Genomic DNA, 14,827 nt, shown 5'->3' on the forward strand with positions numbered 1-14,827 from the left:
ACACCGGCCGAACTGGGTCGTCCGGGAACGACGTGGGTTTGACCACTCACGTGCGAGGTGCCCACGGACTACGCCCACCGTACCCCACCAAGACCGCAGAGCCCGTCTGGCGGGCATTCTCCGCGGCTCGTCCGCGCTTCCGGTGCCGCCCCGCCCGGCGCGAACCGGAGACCCGGTGTGGCGTTCGACCGCCACGGAGAGGACCGTGGGAGACATGACCCGACCGGATCCTGATACCGGCTCGCTCGCCGCGGCGGGCCGTCGCCTGCTGGATTCGCTCGCGAGACGGGTCGCGGTCGACGAAGCGGTCGGCGTCCTGCAGGGCTGGCAAGGCTGCGACGCCGCGCAAGCCCGCGGCGAGCTCACCGAGGACGCCGGTGACGTCGGGCTCGGCGCAGAAGCGGCGCGGGTCGCAGCGGCTGTCGATGCCCAAGCCGACGGAACGGCCGACCCCGACTACGGCGGCTGGACCTGACCCTCGTCACCCGGTCAGGTCGGCCGGCGCGAGGGTGCCCTCGGTGACCGCGCGGGTCACCTCCCTCAGCACGAGGCCGTGCTCGGCGGCGTAGCCGGTCACCAGGGCGCGGGCCGCGGCGGGGACGATGCCCAGGGTGCCGGCGACCAGGCCGACGGCGTGGTCGAGCTGGACCCGGTCGTTCAGAGCCGTGACCGTGGCCTCGACCAGCCGGTCCGCGCGGCGCTCGCCACGTTCCTGGACCAGGGCGAGCACCGCCAGGTCCGACACCACCTGCGCCAGGTCCAGCTGCCACTGCGGCGCCGTGAACGCGGTGTCGTAGAGCAGGTTGAACCCGCCGACAGCGGTTCCGTCCAACCGCAGCGGGACCGCGACCACCGAGTGATACCCGGCCTCCAGGGCGGCCGGCACGAACTCCGGCCACCGGTCCCGCTCAGCCGCCAAATCCGATGCGGTGATCACGGCGGCCGCCGCGATGCAGTCGACGCACGGCCCCTGGTCGATGTGGGTCTGCAGCAACTCGACGAACCGGGCCGTCTCGTCCGAGGCCGCCACCACCTCCAGACCGCGGACACCGGTCAGCATCACGCCGGTGGCGGTCGCGCCCAGCAGTCCGGTGCCGACCTCGGTGATCAGGCGCAGCACGGTGGCGTTGTCCGGGCTGCCGACCAGGCGCGAAGTGATGGTGACCAGCGCACTGGCCAGCTCGGGTGGGGCCGTGCCGGACTCCCCGTCAAGGCGGTTGTTCATGGTGCCTCCTGCAGAGGGGTCATTCGGCCAGCTCGTCCAGAGAGATGCGCCGCTCCAGGACGTCCCGGGCGACGTCCAGAACCGACCGGTCCCGGCCGAAAGCGTGGGCGCGCAGCCGGGCGAACGCGTCGTCGAGGGTGATCTGCAGCTGCGCGGCAAGCATGCCGGTGGCCACGTTGACGTCCTGGAACGAAGCGACGGGACGGGGCGCGAAGTCGTGGCCCGCCCGCTCGGCCTCGCGGGTGTGCCGCAGCAGTGCCGCCGTGGCCAGGTCGGCCGCCAGCGCGGCGTCCCGCCGCTGCGCGCTGGGCAGCCCTCCGGGACGGTGGCGGATCAGCTCCAGGGTGCCGAACTGGATCGCGCCGTACCGGAGCGGGAACGCGAACACCGCCGCCGCACCCACCGCGAGCGCCGCGTCGGCGAAGCCCGGCCAGCGCACCTGTTCGACGCTCAGGTCGGGCACCAGCACGGGGCTGCCGCTGCCGAACGCCTCCACGCCCGGTCCCTCGCCGACGGTGTACTGCAGCTCCGCCAGTTTCGCCGCCCACTGGTCGCTGGCACCGAGCACCTCCTCGGAACGGGTACCGCCCCGCAACGCCAGGATCGCGGCGTCGACCTGGTCCAGCGTTTCCACGCAGGCCAGGCAGACCGTTTGCGCCCAGCTGTCGCGGCGCCCCGGTACCTCGGCGGCCGCGGCGATCGCCCGCCACAACCGCTCCCGAGGCTGTCCATCCACCGTTGCGCCCTCTCCACGCTGCGGGCCCGCCGAGTTGATACCCGGAACCGCCAGCCTACGAGACACCGCCGCAGCGGGCACCTGGGCCGGGTGACAACGCGCGGCGCCGGCCGCCGGGGCGGTACGGTGGGCTCGCCGAGGGTTCATCGTGCGCGCCGGTCCGGTGGCGCGTCGCCTTCGCGGCACACCGAACTTGGGCGGACGCCGAAGGACCTCGCCGTGGAACGGAGTGCAGCGCCTCCTCCTCGTCCAGCAGCGGGCCCGGAAGCACGTCACACGAGTCTCCTCGAGTGACGCAGTTTTGGCCGCTTGCTCTCGCCCGTTCCACGGTGGTCGCTTCCGCGTCGGCGCAGCGGCAGGAGAAGACGAGCATGCCCCCCACTCATGACAGGTCCTGGCCCACGGTGCTCGACGAGGTCACCAGCGCCCTGGAGTCCTTGACCGCGACGCTGGCCACCGAAGACGACTTCGCCGTCCTGCTGCACCAGATGTGCGCGCAAGTCGTCAACGCCGTGCCCGGCGTCGACGAAGCCACCATCACCCTGCTGACCGACCACCAGCCCGCGACCATCGCCAGCACCAGCGACGTCGTCACCAGACTCGACACCGACCAGTACGCCGCCGGCCACGGACCCTGCGTCGAGGCCGCGGGCTCCGGGAAGCTGGTGCGGGTCTCGGTCGCCGAGGCGGCCGGGCAGTGGCCGGACTTCGCGCGTGACGCGGCCGCCGCCGGGTTCGGCAGCTTCCTGTCCGCGCCCCTGGTCATCACCGGGGAATACGGCGGCGGGGTGAACTGCTACAGCCGGCAGGACGGCGGCTTCGCCGAACTGGACGAGAAGCTGCTGGAGCTGTACACCAGCGCGGCCACCCCGGCCTTACGGGTCTACTCGCGCTACCAGCAGGCCCGGGACACCGTCGAGCACCTGCGCACCGCGCTGACCTCGCGCGCCGTCATCGACCAGGCCAAGGGCATCCTCATGGCCGTCCGCCAGATCAGCGCCGATGAAGCCTTCACGCTGCTGGTCGAGCAGTCCCAGCGCGAGAACCGGAAACTTCGTGACCTGGCGGTCCAGCTCGTCAGCCAGGCCACCGGCATCACTGCGACCTGACCCCCGAGCGGCCCTGCAGGCCCTTCAGGCGTTCAGCACGTCGGCGACGAACCACTCGGCGACCTCGCGCAGCTTCACGTTCTGCTCCTGCGACCGCTTGACCAGCAAATCGAACGCCTGGTCGGCGGACACGCGGTGCATGGCCATCAGCATGCCCTTCGCCTGGTCGATGACGGCCCTCGAAGTCAGCGCGGTGCGCAGCCGGCCCACGGTTTCCCGGGCGCTCACGTAGCGGCGGGCGCCACGCAAGGCTGCTTCGGCCGCGGTGGTGTACAGCTCCAGCAGAGCCGCGTCCAGGGCACCGAACCCGTCGCCACCGGCGCCGTAGAGGTTGAGCGAACCCTGGTATTCGGTGTCGATGAACAACGGCGCGGACAGGTAACTGACCACCGCGGCCGCACCGGCCGCGGCGGTGAACTCCGGCCACCGGCGAGCCACCTCACTCACCTCGACCCGTTGCACCGTCCCGGTACGGGCGGCCTCCAGGCACGGGCCCTGACCGGCGTCGTACTGCGCCTGATCGATCCGGTTCGCCGCATCACCGGTCGAGGTCGCCGTGTAGTGCCCACCGTCACGCACCAGAGTGATGCTGGCCAGGTCCGCGTCCGGAACCGCCTGCACCGCCTGCAGGCACGCCCGCCGCAGCACCACCGACAGGTCCTCCTCCTGCCCCAGGACGGTGACCAGACCCTCCAGCGCGCTGGTGACGTCGTCGACCCGCCGGACGTTGTCCTGTTCGGCAAGGTGATCCTGCGGCCGGTTCATCCCTGGCCTCCCGCTCGCTGTCGCCTGGCCGTCCTCTTCCCCGTCACGCACGCCCATGATCCGGTAGCGCCGGCCAGCACACCACGCGACCCCTCCAGGCGGAGCTCCTGGATCCGTGGGACCAGTGGCTCGACGACGAAGGCGTGCGCGAGCCCCACGGGTCCGTGCACGCCTGGCGGATCGGGACCAATCAGACGCTGTGCGGCATCCCGCGGCACAAGGCCGGATTGCGGCGCTTCCCGCACGTGCTGTGGCTCGACGCCCACTGGCTCGCCGAGACCGCGGACGAACGGCTGGCGCTGTGCCACCGGTGTGCCGCGGCAACAGGCGAGCGCCCAGACCGCAGGCGGTGGACGCGCCGGCGACCACGGCCGTGAGAGCCCGGCTTGCTCGACCCGGGTGGTGAGCGCCTAGCGTGCGGAACGGCTGCGCGGCCGGTAGTCGCGCTCGCTTTCGACGCCTCCGTCGGGTGTGTGGACCACATGCGCCACTCGTCGCTTCTTCGCGGTCTGCCGGCCGGCGATCACCGCGTCGACGCGGTGCGGCGACGTGTTCGACGCCCGCGCGCCACCCTCGATCCGGTTCTTCCACAAACCGTCTTCCAGAACGGTGTGGACGTCGCCTTCAGCCATGGTGATCCTCGCTGCACACACAAGGTGAACCGGGATCGGGACGGACGAGCATGAGGAGCCTTTCGACACGCGCGGTGGAACTTCGCACCTTCGAGAACGTGTCGGCCGCGGTTTCGACCGGGAAGAGATGCTGCTTGACCAAGCAGCGAGCACCGTTGGTGTACCACGCAGGGTGGTGGCCAAACTCCCCTGCGAATCACTTCTTCGCGACGAACGCCTGCGTCCCGGCCTCGCGCCGGAAGGGCTCCAGGGTCTGCCGCTGGCGGGCAGCGCGGTCGAGCAGCTCGTCGAAGTCCGTACCCGGCAACCGTTCACGCAACCCGGCCAGCTCACCCAGCGTGTGCCAGAGAATCTTCTTGCCCTCGATGCCCATCGCGAGACCCTCCAGCTCCAGGAAACGGCTCAGCGGCGAGTACGACACCCACCGGCCGTTGCGCTTGAGCCGCCCGAACCGCTCCCCGGCCGCCGCCAAGGCGACCTTCGCCGGATTGGGCCGGACGCCGAGGGCCCTCGTGATGGCCTCGAACGTCCGCACGTCCTCCGCGATCCCGTCCGCGACCTGCGCCAGCGCCTCGCCGAGTTCGGTGCCTTGGTTGTTGTCGCGGGCGCGGCGGGCGAGGGCCCGCCAGGTGACACCCAGGGCAAGCTGGTCGCGCAGGTAGATCGCCAGGTAGTCCGTCATCGCGGATCATCTCCGTGCGCGGATCGCCGGTCCGCCCTCGACCGGGTTGCCCATCATGAGTCGCGACTACCCGCGCAGACTGCGGTCAATCCCGAACGAAGGCGGCGAACAGGCGTAAAACACTGCCGCCCGGGTAAGCCGCCGCAACGAACCTTCTCCAGCCGCTGAGACGAGGGACAACGGTGACTGCCGACCTGCCACTGGCCGACGAACTGGCCGTCGTCGTGGCGCGGATGTCGGGGCTGCTCCTGACGTGGGACAGCGTCGAGCCGGCCATCGAGATCATCGCCACCTCGGCCGGGGAAGCCATCCCGGCGTCGGCGGGAGCCGGGGTGAGCCTGCTCGAGGGCGGACGGCGGACCACCGCGGTGGCCTCGGACGAGGTGGTGCGCAAGGCCGACGACCTGCAGTACGCGCTGGACGAAGGGCCCTGTTTGTCGGCGTTCTCCGCGTGCGCGACGCACCGCGTCGACGACGTGCGGACCGATCCGCGCTGGCCGCGATGGGGCCCGGCTGCTGCGGAGCTCGGGATGCTCGCGGCCCTCAGCGCACCTCTGCTGGTCCAAGACACCTGCGTGGGCGCGGTGAAGGTCTACGCCCGCGAAGCGGGCGCCTTCTCGGCGCGGGACGAACGGCTGCTCACCTTGTTCGCCGCCCAAGCGGGCGTACTGCTCGGGTATGTGCGACGTGCCGAGGACGGCCGCCGGACGAGTGAAGCCTTCAGAGAGGCCTTACGCAGCCGGGACGTGCTCAACATGGCGAAGGGGGCGTTGATGGAACGGGAAGGCGTCAGCGAAGAGGTGGCGTTCGGCTTGCTGCTGAGCATGGCTCGGGCGCGGCGACAGGACGTCGCCCAGGTGGCCGCCTCCGTCGTCGAGGGCTACCCGGGCAGCTGACGGACATGACAGGTACGGAAGACGAACAGCGGCACCGGCTCGTCCGGTGTTTCGCGCGCGCCGATCTCACCATGGAACAGCTCTGGATGCGCTACTTCGCCCTGGGCGGCGCGGTCGACCTGTTCGAGCTCGACGCCTACCTCAACGGAGCCATGCCGCTGCCCGGAGTGCAGCGCGACATGCTGGCCCACGCGGTCAACGAACGCCTGGACGAGCTCTTCGGCCGCGACCGGGTCCCCTACAGCCGGCCCGTCCGCCAGACGCAGCCCGTCAGCGGGCCGTTGGCGGCGCTGGTCGAGCTGCTCGAAGGCGCCCACCGCGCGCCCCCGGAACGGCTGCCGTTCCTCATGGACGCCGCCGGGCGAGCTGTCGGTCTGCGGGTCGGGGTCTACCTCGCCGACTACGCCCAACGCACCCTCGTACCGGTGCCCGGCGGCCGCGAGCCCCTCGAGATCGACTCCACCCCGGCCGGCGAAGCGTTCCGGCGCGGCGACGTCGTCGTCACCGCCGAGGCGGGCGAACCCCGCCTGTGGGCGCCGTTGCTGGACGGGGTGGAACGGCTCGGGGTGCTCGAGGCCGAACCCACCGACGGCACGGATCCGCACGACCCCGTCCTGCGCGACCAGTGCCGGTGGCTGGCCTACCTGTTCGGTCACCTGGTCACCATCACCACGCAGTACGGCGACGGTCTCGACCGCGTCCGGCGACGCGAACACCGCGGTCCGGCCACCGAGCTGCTCTGGACGGCGTTGCCCCCGCTGACCGCCGCCACGCAGACGGTGACCGTGGCCGCGGCGACCGAACCGGCCTACGGCACCACCAGCGACGTGTTCGACTACGCCCTGTCGGAGACGACGGTGTCGTTCGCGATCTTCGACGCCGGCACCCGCGAACGCGCGGGCGCGCCGGCCGCGGCGGTCGCGCTGGCGGCCTACCGCGCCGCCCGCCGCGACGGGCAGGGCCTGCCGGAGCAGGCCCACGCCGTGGACGAAGCGATCAGCTCGTCCGGCGGCCACGGCGTCTCCGGGGTGATCGGCCGGTTCGACGTCGCGACCGGGTGGCTCGCCCACGTGACCGCCGGCCACCCCGGCCCGGCGCTGCTGCGGGACGGCACGGTGACCGAACTCCGGACCGGCGATCCCGCCCCGCCGTTCGGGTCGCGGACGGATCGGGTCCCCGCCGAAGAGCAGTTGCGACGCGGGGACGTCGTGGCGCTCTACACCGACGGCGTCACCGGCGCCTGCGACCACGAAGGGCGCGCCTTCGGGTTCTCCGGGCTGGCGCGGGTGCTCGAACACGACGTGCCCGCCCGGCTGCTGCCCGAAGCCGCCCGGCGGATCACCCAGGCGGTGCTCGCCCACGCGAACGGCCGGCTGGCCGACGACGCCAGTGTTCTGCTGCTGCGTCCCTTCGGCGACAGAACGTCATCCGGATGGTTCTGAGCGGCTCCCTCAGCATCGCCGGGACCCGGCCGGACCCGCACGGCAGAACGGAACCGCACCCTCGTCGTCGGGCACCGCGGCACACGCTGGGCCGTTCGGGTGTTGTCCGTCGAAGCCGGTGTGTCCCCCGGTCTCGCTCGGAACATGTCGTACCGAACCCACGACTTGTTCCGGACCGGGGACGTCGGCGGAGATCCGGTGTCCTCGGCGTAATGCTGATCGGTCGCGTCCTCTTCGGACGGCTCGGCGTCGAAGACCACCTCCGCGGTCGCGTCGGCTGTCCGAACAGGACGGATAGTCCGGCGATCAGTTCTGCCCGGGGTCGGCGGGACCGCTGTGGTGCTGGAACTCACGGTCGAGGATGACGGCGATCCGGCTCCCGACGAGCGGGCACAACCGCAGTGCCTCACGGGTGACGGCGTCGTACAGCGAGTCGGTGCTCGCGCCCGGCAGGTGGACACGGACCACCGCACGCAACTCGTAACCGCCGTCACCACGGGCGGTCAGGGTGACCTCCGCGGTCACCACGCTTTCGCCCGGCTCCACGTCCAGCGACGTCGCGGCGATCGTCAGCGACTGGTGCAGGCAAGTGGCCAGCGCCGCGGCGTAGAGCCGTTCCGGGTTCAGCGGGTCCGCCGTGCCGTCACCGCCGGGCTCACCCACTGGGTAGGCGAGATCGCCTCGCCCGTCGATGCGGACACTGCCGCGGCTCGACGTCGCCTCCGCCGTGTAGATGTCCTGCGCCATCGCACCCTCCGGTGGTCATGCCGGCGACGCGCACGTCGGACACGTAGCTGCCGTCGCCGGACGTGAGCAGCAGTTGCACCGGGGGCCGAGTGCCTCGTTGAAACGGGAACCGTTTCCTGGTACCCGGGCACCGCCTGCTCACACCTACGTCTCGATGTTCAGCCATCTGCGCGCCGGCAAGCACGGAACCCGTGGTCATCGAACTTTGCCGGCCTATCTGCACTGTTTTCCACTTCGCGACACAGCCATGTATCGATCGACGTGTGCCGGGTACTCCACGCGAGCGGTGACAACCGGCCGCAGTCAGCCAGCAGCGCAGCGATGGGAGATACTCGTGGCTACCGGAGAAACCGGATTCGACGACGTCACCTTCGACCTTGTGTCGGTGCAGTACCACTCACTGAAGGCAGGCCACGACTACGGCCAGTACGTGCGCGACGCCGACAACGCGGGCCGGCAGGACATCGCCGACTTCTTCCGCAAGGTGATGGAGGACGACTCGGCGCGAGCCAAGCAGTGCCACGAATTCCTGAAGGAACTGTCCGGTAGTTCAGAATCCGGCCCGGCAGTGTCGTGAATCGATGGTTTCGTCGTCCCCGCCCGGCCGGCGGGGACGACGAGACTTGACTCCGGCTTTCGGTGAGTCCCGTGAGTCGACGTCGGCTTCAGCCGGACTCGTCGGTGACGCCATGCGGAGCACCGACCGGCTTCGATTCCGGCGAACCCCGTTGCCGGAGGTACACGCTCAACACCGCCATCGAACCGATGGCCAGAAACTCCGATTGCCAGTTCTGCAGCGTCCGGTTCCAGAAGTCCGACGACACCAGATACTCCGGCCACGACACCGGGTCCCCGAAGTCGCTCAGCTGCTCGGCGTTGTACGCCGCGACTCCGGCGACCGACTGCGCCAGCCACGACAGCAGAAAGATGCCCCCCATCACCAAAGCCAAAGAGCGCGCGAACACCGCAGTCCGCCACCCGCCGGCCTTCGCCCACTTCGGCGAACCGGGCTGCACGTGCCGCCCGAGGAGCTGATCCTCGTCGCTTTCGGTGCCGATCCGGCTCAGCGGCTTCGATTCCGGCGAGCCGCGCTGCACCAGCCACACGGTCGCGAAGACGTACAAGAAGAACTGCAGGTACTCCGACTGCCAGTTCTCCGCAACGTCCACGGCAAACGACGAGGACGTCAGGTAGCTGCCGAGTCCGACCGGGTCGACGCCGTGCGCGAGCTGCCGGTCGTTGAAATCGGCCATCCCGGACAATGCCTGGCCGGCGAGGCTCAGCAGGAACAGCCCGCCGAAGCCGAGGGAAAGGCCGTTGTGCCGGACGAAGGTGCGCAAGCCGCTCATCGTCCGAGCACCCCGATGACGACGAAGTACACGAGACCGGCGATCACGAGCACCAGATACCCGGCGAACATCGCGCGGGCCCTCATCGCCCACCGACCAGGCAGTCGTAAACCTGCTCGTTCCGAGGCCGGCACCCGGCGCCGGTGACTCGCCAGCCGTCCGGGAACTCGTGCAGGAACAGCGTGTCGGCTGCCGAGCGAGCTTGGGCTTCGTCGCCCCAGACAACCGTGGCGGTGACCTCGCCGCGTGGGACCTGATCAACCGGTGAGCCCGGGCCGCAACCGGCAGCACCGAGGCCGTCGCGCGCACGCGGTGCCAGCAGGGCACACGCTGACGTACCGCCGTCGGCCACCGCGGTGATGAACTTCTGCGCTGCTTGGCCGGCCGACGAGCTGTCCGCGGCGGAACAGCCGGTCACTGCCGCCAGCGCACCGAGGGTCGCGACGAGCTTGATCATGATGGCGGATACCCGGAATTCGAAGGCTGACACTCGATCAAGATGTCGTATTCACCATCAGCTGGCCAGCACCTGCGGAGACAGGATCTTCAGCATCGCGTTGGTCCATTTCAGCTGCCTGAGCGTCTGCGGGTGACAACGGCCGGCGAGGGCCAGCAGGTCCGGATCCTTGATGGCCTGCGCACCTTGGGCGAGCAGTTCCCAGTCGAGGGAGACACCGGCTGCCTTGCGGTGCAGCCGCCGCAGATCGGCGAGCAGGAGCACGCCGGTTTCCGGCCGGCGTCCGCTCAGCTCGGCCACCGTCGCTCGGATCGCCTCCACCGGCTTCGACGGCGTCGGGGCATCGCCCGAGAGGTGGACGTCGTACGCGCGGGCAGCGTCGGCCAGATCACGGACATGGGCCTGCGACCACCGGGCCAGATCGTGTGCGACGTGATGCACCTCGTGCTCGGCGACGTGCCGGTCAGCGACCTTGAGCAGGTCTTTCGCCAGCGACGTCTCCGACCGGTGCAGTTCGCGGATCGCCAGACCGAGTTTCACCGGTTCCCTCCTGGCTCGAGGTCTTCCTCGACACGAGTGTGACCGCCGGGCGCCTTCACGGTGTCGAGGCTGGAGCCGGCGCGGCGGATCGCGGCCGCGGCCGTCTTGAACAACGGCTGTTTGGACACCGGGTCCCAGTCGGTCCGCGTGAGTTCGTTCGCGGCGCGGTCACCGTCGCGGCCGGTGGGGTCGTCGGTGTCGAAGTAGCCGTAGTGGAACGGGAGGAACAGCACTCCTTCGCGGATGCCGCCGACCCGAACGCGGGCCTGGGCCCGTCCGCGCGGCGTGGTGATCTCCGCCCAGTCGCCCTCGTGCAGGTCGAGCCGCTTCGCGTCCACATCGGACACCTCAACCCACGACTCCGGAGCCGCCGCCTGCAGCTGCGGCGCGCGAGCGGTCTTGGTCCGGGTGTGGAAGTGATGGATCGTCCGCCCGGTGATCAACGCGAACGGGTGCTCGTCGCTCGGAGCCTCTTGCGGTTCCAGGTACTCGGCCGCCTTGATCATGGCCTTGCCGTCCGGGTTCATCGCCCGGTATTCATCGGGCTCCATCGGCGCGCCGGTGACCAGGTCACGCCCGTAGCTCTCGCAGTAGCCGGGCTGGGCGAAGAACTTCCCGTCGGTGTAGAGCCGTTCGGTGCCGTCGGGATGCTCGTCGGTGCAGGGCCACTGCACGCCGCTGGTCGTCCGCAGCTTCGCGTAGCTGAGCCCGGAGTAGCCGCACGGCCGCCCGGCCGACGCGCGTTTCCATGCTTCGAACGCGGACTCGGCGTCGTGCCACCGCGGCAGCGGCGCGCCGTCCTTGTCGCGGAAGTCCATCCGGCGGGCGTAATCGAGCAAAATGTCCAGGTCCGGCCGAGCCTGCCCGGGCGGCTCGACAGCCTTCTCCGACAGGTGCACCGTGCGGTCGGCGTTGGTGAACGTGCCGGTCTTCTCGCCCCAGATCGCCGCCGGCAGCACAACGTCGGCGAGCTCAGCGGTCTCGGTGCGGAAAGCATCCTGCACGACGAGGAAAAGCCGCTCCTGGGTCGTCGAATGACCTTCAGGCACCCTTCCGGCCGCGAGCCGCCGAGGGCGCGCCCGCGTTTGCTTCATTCGCGTCCCAGGACGATGGTGGGTTCCAGTTCCGCGGCGCCATCCTCGATCACGGCCTCCGTCGTGCCCACCGGTCGCGGTGCGTCCTCCGGCACGGACTCGATCTGCTTGACGTCCATGACTGACCTCCGTTCACCAGCGCGCGGCACACGCTCGCCGGCGAGCTGTCGTTCGCCCGCACGAGCACCGGTGACTTCCCCACCGGCAGCCGATCGCGAACGGCGGCTACCCGGCTGAACCACGCGCAAACATCGGCAGGCCGCCCCAGAAGTGTCGAACATGCCATCCAACCAGGTCGCGACCACCGAGGCCGGCGCTCACGACTTGTTGCCGGGCTCTTCGGTACGGCTGCCGAATTCGGTGTGTCCATGGGGACACTTGGGGATCTTGTGTCCCTGCTTGACCGAGACTTTCTCACCGCACTTCGCGCAGTGGAACTCCCCGGTCTTCTGTGCCTTCTCCCCGGCTTTCGCGGTCATCGCGATTCCCTTTCTCCAGTTGGGCTTCGAGTCACGGTCGCAACAGGACCTTGGTCCAGCCGTCGTCGCGGTGGTCGAACTTCTCGTAGCCCTCCGCGGCCTGATCCAGCGGCAGCTCGTGCGAGACCAGGAACGACGGGTTCGCCTTCCCGGTGATGATGAGGTCGCGCAGCTGCCGGTTGTAGCGCTTGACCGGGGCCTGGCCGGTGCCCATGTGCTGGCCCTTCATGAAGAGGCTGCCGTAGTCGAAGGCGATCCGGCCGTGCTTGGCCAGTTCGTTCGCCGCGCCCGGGTCGTCCGGCAGGGACACCCCGACCACGCCGATGCCGCCGGTCGAACGCACCGTCTTGACCAGGTTGTCCAGCACCAGCTCCGGGTGCTCTTCGCCGGTGTGGTCGTGCGCCTGGTAGCCCACCGCCTCGACGCCGCAGTCGGCGCCCGCGCCGCCGGTCGCGGCCATGATCTGCTCGACGGGGTCGGCCTCGGACAGGTCGATCGGGATGGTGCCGATCTTCTCGGCCATGGCCAGCCGGTCACGTTCCTTGTCCACGACGTAGACCTCGGCCGCACCCCGGATCACCGCGCTGTGCGCGGCCAGCAGCCCGACCGGCCCGGCGCCGAACACCACGACCCGGTCACCGGGACGCATCCCGGCCAGCTCGGTGCCGTGCCAGCCGGTCGGGAAGATGTCCGACAACATGGTGAAGTCGTTCTCGTGCTCGGTGCCCCCGGGCAGCTCCAGCAGGTTGAAATCCGCCCACGGCACGCGCAGGTACTCCGCCTGACCACCGTCATATGGGCCCATGTTCGCGTAGCCGTAGGCGGCACCGTCGACTCCCTCGGTGGGGTTGGCGCGCAGGCAGAACGACGTCCAGCCCTCGAGGCAGTTGCGACAGGTCCCGCAGGCGATGTTGAACGGCACCGACACCCGGTCACCGACCTTGATCCGGGTGACCCCGGACCCGATTTCGGCGACGAAGCCCATGTTTTCGTGGCCGAGGATCTTGCCTTCTTCGACGTTCGTGCGGCCTTCGTACATGTGCAGGTCCGACCCGCAGATGTTCGTCGTGGTGATCTTGACGATCGCGTCGGCCGGCTGCTCGATCTTCGGTTCCGGGACTTCACGCACCTCGACGCTGCGCGGTCCTTGGTACACCACTGCCTTCATCTCGGCTCCTCGCTCACGAGTAGGTCTCGGCCCGCGGCTACCCGTCGCCGGGGAGCGGTAACCCCGGACAGCCGCTCGACGCTCGGCCATGCGACACATATCGCGATCACCCGACGCGGGGGACGAAAAGGCAGCTGTACCTCTTTTGGCGGAGTGGCGACGCGCCGACGTGTAGCCAGGCCGAAGCCGGGTATCGGTCTCTCGAGCTTCCGGAGCCGGTCCGCAGCAGGGCGGCAACGCTTCGGTTCCCGGCCGGGTGGTGACTGTCCCGGGTCACCACCCGGCCCGCGTGCTCCAAACCGCCGGCGCCGCCTCCGCAACGGCGGTGTCCTGCGCGCCATGCTCGGGTCCACGCCGACGCCGGGCAACGGCCGGGCAGCTGCGGTGCCCGGCCCGCCGCACGTGACCAGGACGGTCCGCGGCGCGGCCTTGAGCAGACAGGGCCACCTTCCCGGCCGCCGTTCACGCACGTGGCGGAGGTCGCGCGGTGCGGTCAAGGTGACTCGGACGCCGATCGGGACGGCACTCCGTGATCCGCGATACGATCCGGTCGCCGGGGTTCCTCGCGCGTGCCGATCCGGTGGCACGTCACCTCCGCAGCACAACGGCATCGCGCGACCGCCGAAGGATCTCGCCCTCCTCGTCCAGCAGTGGGCCCGTCATGGGGCACCTTCAGCTCCAACCCACCGAGGAAGGCGAAGCACACCATGCAATCCCTCCATGACCAGCGATGGCCCGCGGTACTCGACGAGGTCACCGGCGCGCTCGATTCCCTGACCACCACCCTGGCGACCGAGGACGACTTCGCGGTCCTCCTGCACCGGATGTGCGAGCAGGTCGTCAAGGCCGTGCCCGGGGTCGACGAGGCCACCGTCACCCTGCTGACCGACCACCACCCCTCGACCGTCGCCAGCACCAGCGACGTCGTCACCGCGCTCGATCACGACCAGTACGCCACCGGCGACGGACCCTGCATCCGGGCCGCGGAAACGGGCAAGCTCGTGCGCGTCTCGGTCGCGGAAGCCGCCGGCACCTGGCCTGTTTTCGCCCGCGACGCGGGCGCCGCCGGGTTCGGGAGTTTTCTCTCCGCGCCGCTGGTCGTCGTCGACGGGCACTCCGGTGCGGTGAACTGCTACAGCGGTCACCACGACGGCTTCGCCGAGCTCGACGAGAAACTGCTCGACCTCTACACCAGCGCCGCCACCGCCACGTTGCGTGTCTTCTCCCGCTATCTGCAGGCCCGGCGCACCGCCGAGCACTTGCGTACCGCCCTGCAGACCCGCGCCGTGATCGACCAGGCCAAGGGCATCCTCATGGCGATCCGGCAGATCAGCGCCGACGAGGCCTTCACCCTGCTGGTCGAACAGTCCCAGCGGGAGAACCGCAAACTCCGCGACGTGGCCGCCGAATTCGTCAACCACGCCACCGGCACGCCCTGAGCAGCCGCTACCCGGCCGCCGTTTCCCCGGCACCCGGCCCCGCACTGAACGCGTCACCTACGTCGAT

The 14,827-nt window shown here is 70.1% G+C and carries 20 protein-coding genes; 7 read left to right on the forward strand and 13 right to left on the reverse strand.

Translation table 11 applies throughout. From position 1 onward, the window contains the following. The first annotated feature begins 214 nt into the window (after window positions 1–214). Complete coding sequence (locus ISP_RS33565) at window positions 215–475, forward strand: hypothetical protein (RefSeq protein WP_013228322.1); 261 nt, start codon at window positions 215–217, stop codon at window positions 473–475. A gap of 6 nt (window positions 476–481) precedes the next feature. Here ISP_RS33565 and ISP_RS33570 read toward each other — a convergent pair whose 3' ends face one another. Both ISP_RS33570 and ISP_RS33575 read right to left on the reverse strand, forming a co-directional pair. Then, window positions 482–1,225 carry a GAF domain-containing protein gene (locus ISP_RS33570; RefSeq protein ID WP_013228323.1) on the reverse strand — a complete coding sequence of 248 codons (744 nt, stop codon included), beginning with the start codon at window positions 1,223–1,225 and terminating at the stop codon, window positions 482–484. 19 nt (window positions 1,226–1,244) lie between these two features. Continuing rightward, window positions 1,245–1,961, reverse strand: a complete 717-nt coding sequence (locus ISP_RS33575) for an ANTAR domain-containing protein (protein WP_230468484.1) — start codon at window positions 1,959–1,961, stop codon at window positions 1,245–1,247. Between the two features lie 371 nt (window positions 1,962–2,332). Between ISP_RS33575 and ISP_RS33580 the strand changes: the two genes are divergently transcribed. Beyond that, window positions 2,333–3,070, forward strand: a complete 738-nt coding sequence (locus ISP_RS33580; protein ID WP_034285796.1) for a GAF and ANTAR domain-containing protein — start codon at window positions 2,333–2,335, stop codon at window positions 3,068–3,070. Window positions 3,071–3,094: 24 nt separating this feature from the next. Here ISP_RS33580 and ISP_RS33585 read toward each other — a convergent pair whose 3' ends face one another. Further along, window positions 3,095–3,835 carry a GAF and ANTAR domain-containing protein gene (locus ISP_RS33585; protein WP_013228326.1) on the reverse strand — a complete coding sequence of 247 codons (741 nt, stop codon included), beginning with the start codon at window positions 3,833–3,835 and terminating at the stop codon, window positions 3,095–3,097. Between the two features lie 143 nt (window positions 3,836–3,978). Between ISP_RS33585 and ISP_RS33590 the strand changes: the two genes are divergently transcribed. Further along, window positions 3,979–4,212, forward strand: coding sequence for a hypothetical protein (locus ISP_RS33590; RefSeq protein ID WP_013228327.1), 234 nt, complete (start codon window positions 3,979–3,981; stop codon window positions 4,210–4,212). A 33-nt stretch (window positions 4,213–4,245) separates the two neighbouring features. Here the strand turns inward: ISP_RS33590 and ISP_RS33595 are convergent, their stop codons facing one another. Further along, window positions 4,246–4,467 (reverse strand): DUF2188 domain-containing protein, encoded by a 222-nt coding sequence (locus ISP_RS33595; RefSeq protein ID WP_013228328.1) that lies wholly within the window; start codon window positions 4,465–4,467, stop codon window positions 4,246–4,248. A 196-nt stretch (window positions 4,468–4,663) separates the two neighbouring features. Then, complete coding sequence (locus tag ISP_RS33600; RefSeq protein ID WP_013228329.1) at window positions 4,664–5,149, reverse strand: hypothetical protein; 486 nt, start codon at window positions 5,147–5,149, stop codon at window positions 4,664–4,666. A gap of 182 nt (window positions 5,150–5,331) precedes the next feature. On the opposite strand from ISP_RS33600, the gene ISP_RS33605 reads away from it, so the two are divergent. Both ISP_RS33605 and ISP_RS33610 read left to right on the forward strand, forming a co-directional pair. Continuing rightward, window positions 5,332–6,045, forward strand: coding sequence for a GAF and ANTAR domain-containing protein (locus ISP_RS33605; protein ID WP_013228330.1), 714 nt, complete (start codon window positions 5,332–5,334; stop codon window positions 6,043–6,045). Window positions 6,046–6,050: 5 nt separating this feature from the next. Beyond that, a complete protein-coding gene (locus ISP_RS33610; protein ID WP_014467483.1) occupies window positions 6,051–7,487 on the forward strand; it encodes a PP2C family protein-serine/threonine phosphatase in 1,437 nt (478 codons plus the stop codon). 306 nt (window positions 7,488–7,793) lie between these two features. On the opposite strand, the gene ISP_RS33615 is transcribed toward ISP_RS33610, so the two are convergent. Then, window positions 7,794–8,234 carry an OsmC family protein gene (locus ISP_RS33615; RefSeq protein ID WP_013228332.1) on the reverse strand — a complete coding sequence of 147 codons (441 nt, stop codon included), beginning with the start codon at window positions 8,232–8,234 and terminating at the stop codon, window positions 7,794–7,796. A 334-nt stretch (window positions 8,235–8,568) separates the two neighbouring features. On the opposite strand from ISP_RS33615, the gene ISP_RS33620 reads away from it, so the two are divergent. Beyond that, window positions 8,569–8,811 carry a hypothetical protein gene (locus tag ISP_RS33620; RefSeq protein ID WP_013228333.1) on the forward strand — a complete coding sequence of 81 codons (243 nt, stop codon included), beginning with the start codon at window positions 8,569–8,571 and terminating at the stop codon, window positions 8,809–8,811. Window positions 8,812–8,899: 88 nt separating this feature from the next. On the opposite strand, the gene ISP_RS33625 is transcribed toward ISP_RS33620, so the two are convergent. From ISP_RS33625 to ISP_RS33655, 7 genes are all read right to left on the reverse strand, one after another. Then, window positions 8,900–9,583 carry a DUF6766 family protein gene (locus ISP_RS33625; protein WP_013228334.1) on the reverse strand — a complete coding sequence of 228 codons (684 nt, stop codon included), beginning with the start codon at window positions 9,581–9,583 and terminating at the stop codon, window positions 8,900–8,902. Window positions 9,584–9,665: 82 nt separating this feature from the next. Next, the gene (locus ISP_RS33630) at window positions 9,666–10,073 is read right to left on the reverse strand and encodes a hypothetical protein (protein ID WP_230468485.1); all 408 of its coding nucleotides are present in this window, start codon (window positions 10,071–10,073) and stop codon (window positions 9,666–9,668) included. 24 nt (window positions 10,074–10,097) lie between these two features. Then, window positions 10,098–10,580, reverse strand: coding sequence for a hypothetical protein (locus tag ISP_RS33635; RefSeq protein WP_013228336.1), 483 nt, complete (start codon window positions 10,578–10,580; stop codon window positions 10,098–10,100). Next, window positions 10,577–11,584 carry a molybdopterin oxidoreductase family protein gene (locus ISP_RS33640; protein ID WP_014467484.1) on the reverse strand — a complete coding sequence of 336 codons (1,008 nt, stop codon included), beginning with the start codon at window positions 11,582–11,584 and terminating at the stop codon, window positions 10,577–10,579. Before ISP_RS33640 ends, ISP_RS33635 begins: the two co-directional genes overlap by 4 nt. Before the next feature lie 86 nt (window positions 11,585–11,670). After that, complete coding sequence (locus ISP_RS33645) at window positions 11,671–11,793, reverse strand: hypothetical protein (RefSeq protein ID WP_014467485.1); 123 nt, start codon at window positions 11,791–11,793, stop codon at window positions 11,671–11,673. Window positions 11,794–11,991: 198 nt separating this feature from the next. Beyond that, window positions 11,992–12,153: a zinc ribbon-containing protein gene (locus ISP_RS33650; protein ID WP_014467486.1), complete on the reverse strand. Its 162-nt coding sequence runs from the start codon at window positions 12,151–12,153 to the stop codon at window positions 11,992–11,994. A 31-nt stretch (window positions 12,154–12,184) separates the two neighbouring features. Then, window positions 12,185–13,321, reverse strand: coding sequence for a glutathione-independent formaldehyde dehydrogenase (locus tag ISP_RS33655; RefSeq protein WP_013228338.1), 1,137 nt, complete (start codon window positions 13,319–13,321; stop codon window positions 12,185–12,187). Between the two features lie 707 nt (window positions 13,322–14,028). On the opposite strand from ISP_RS33655, the gene ISP_RS33660 reads away from it, so the two are divergent. Then, window positions 14,029–14,760 carry a GAF and ANTAR domain-containing protein gene (locus ISP_RS33660; protein WP_013228339.1) on the forward strand — a complete coding sequence of 244 codons (732 nt, stop codon included), beginning with the start codon at window positions 14,029–14,031 and terminating at the stop codon, window positions 14,758–14,760. The last annotated feature ends 67 nt before the right edge of the window (window positions 14,761–14,827 follow it).

It is taken from the genome of Amycolatopsis mediterranei (genome assembly GCF_026017845.1).
GTDB lineage: Bacteria > Actinomycetota > Actinomycetes > Mycobacteriales > Pseudonocardiaceae > Amycolatopsis > Amycolatopsis mediterranei.

What these genes read in the sequence shown, in the direction of transcription:
- ISP_RS33565 (WP_013228322.1), top strand. Translation starts at nt 215, where the DNA reads ATGACCCGACCGGATCCTGATACCGGCTCGCTCGCCGCGGCGGGCCGT.
- ISP_RS33570 (WP_013228323.1), bottom strand. Translation starts at nt 1,225, where the DNA reads ATGAACAACCGCCTTGACGGGGAGTCCGGCACGGCCCCACCCGAGCTG.
- ISP_RS33580 (WP_034285796.1), top strand. Translation starts at nt 2,333, where the DNA reads ATGCCCCCCACTCATGACAGGTCCTGGCCCACGGTGCTCGACGAGGTC.
- ISP_RS33585 (WP_013228326.1), bottom strand. Translation starts at nt 3,835, where the DNA reads ATGAACCGGCCGCAGGATCACCTTGCCGAACAGGACAACGTCCGGCGG.
- ISP_RS33595 (WP_013228328.1), bottom strand. Translation starts at nt 4,467, where the DNA reads ATGGCTGAAGGCGACGTCCACACCGTTCTGGAAGACGGTTTGTGGAAG.
- ISP_RS33600 (WP_013228329.1), bottom strand. Translation starts at nt 5,149, where the DNA reads ATGACGGACTACCTGGCGATCTACCTGCGCGACCAGCTTGCCCTGGGT.
- ISP_RS33610 (WP_014467483.1), top strand. Translation starts at nt 6,051, where the DNA reads ATGACAGGTACGGAAGACGAACAGCGGCACCGGCTCGTCCGGTGTTTC.
- ISP_RS33615 (WP_013228332.1), bottom strand. Translation starts at nt 8,234, where the DNA reads ATGGCGCAGGACATCTACACGGCGGAGGCGACGTCGAGCCGCGGCAGT.
- ISP_RS33625 (WP_013228334.1), bottom strand. Translation starts at nt 9,583, where the DNA reads ATGAGCGGCTTGCGCACCTTCGTCCGGCACAACGGCCTTTCCCTCGGC.
- ISP_RS33645 (WP_014467485.1), bottom strand. Translation starts at nt 11,793, where the DNA reads ATGGACGTCAAGCAGATCGAGTCCGTGCCGGAGGACGCACCGCGACCG.
- ISP_RS33650 (WP_014467486.1), bottom strand. Translation starts at nt 12,153, where the DNA reads ATGACCGCGAAAGCCGGGGAGAAGGCACAGAAGACCGGGGAGTTCCAC.
- ISP_RS33655 (WP_013228338.1), bottom strand. Translation starts at nt 13,321, where the DNA reads ATGAAGGCAGTGGTGTACCAAGGACCGCGCAGCGTCGAGGTGCGTGAA.
- ISP_RS33660 (WP_013228339.1), top strand. Translation starts at nt 14,029, where the DNA reads ATGCAATCCCTCCATGACCAGCGATGGCCCGCGGTACTCGACGAGGTC.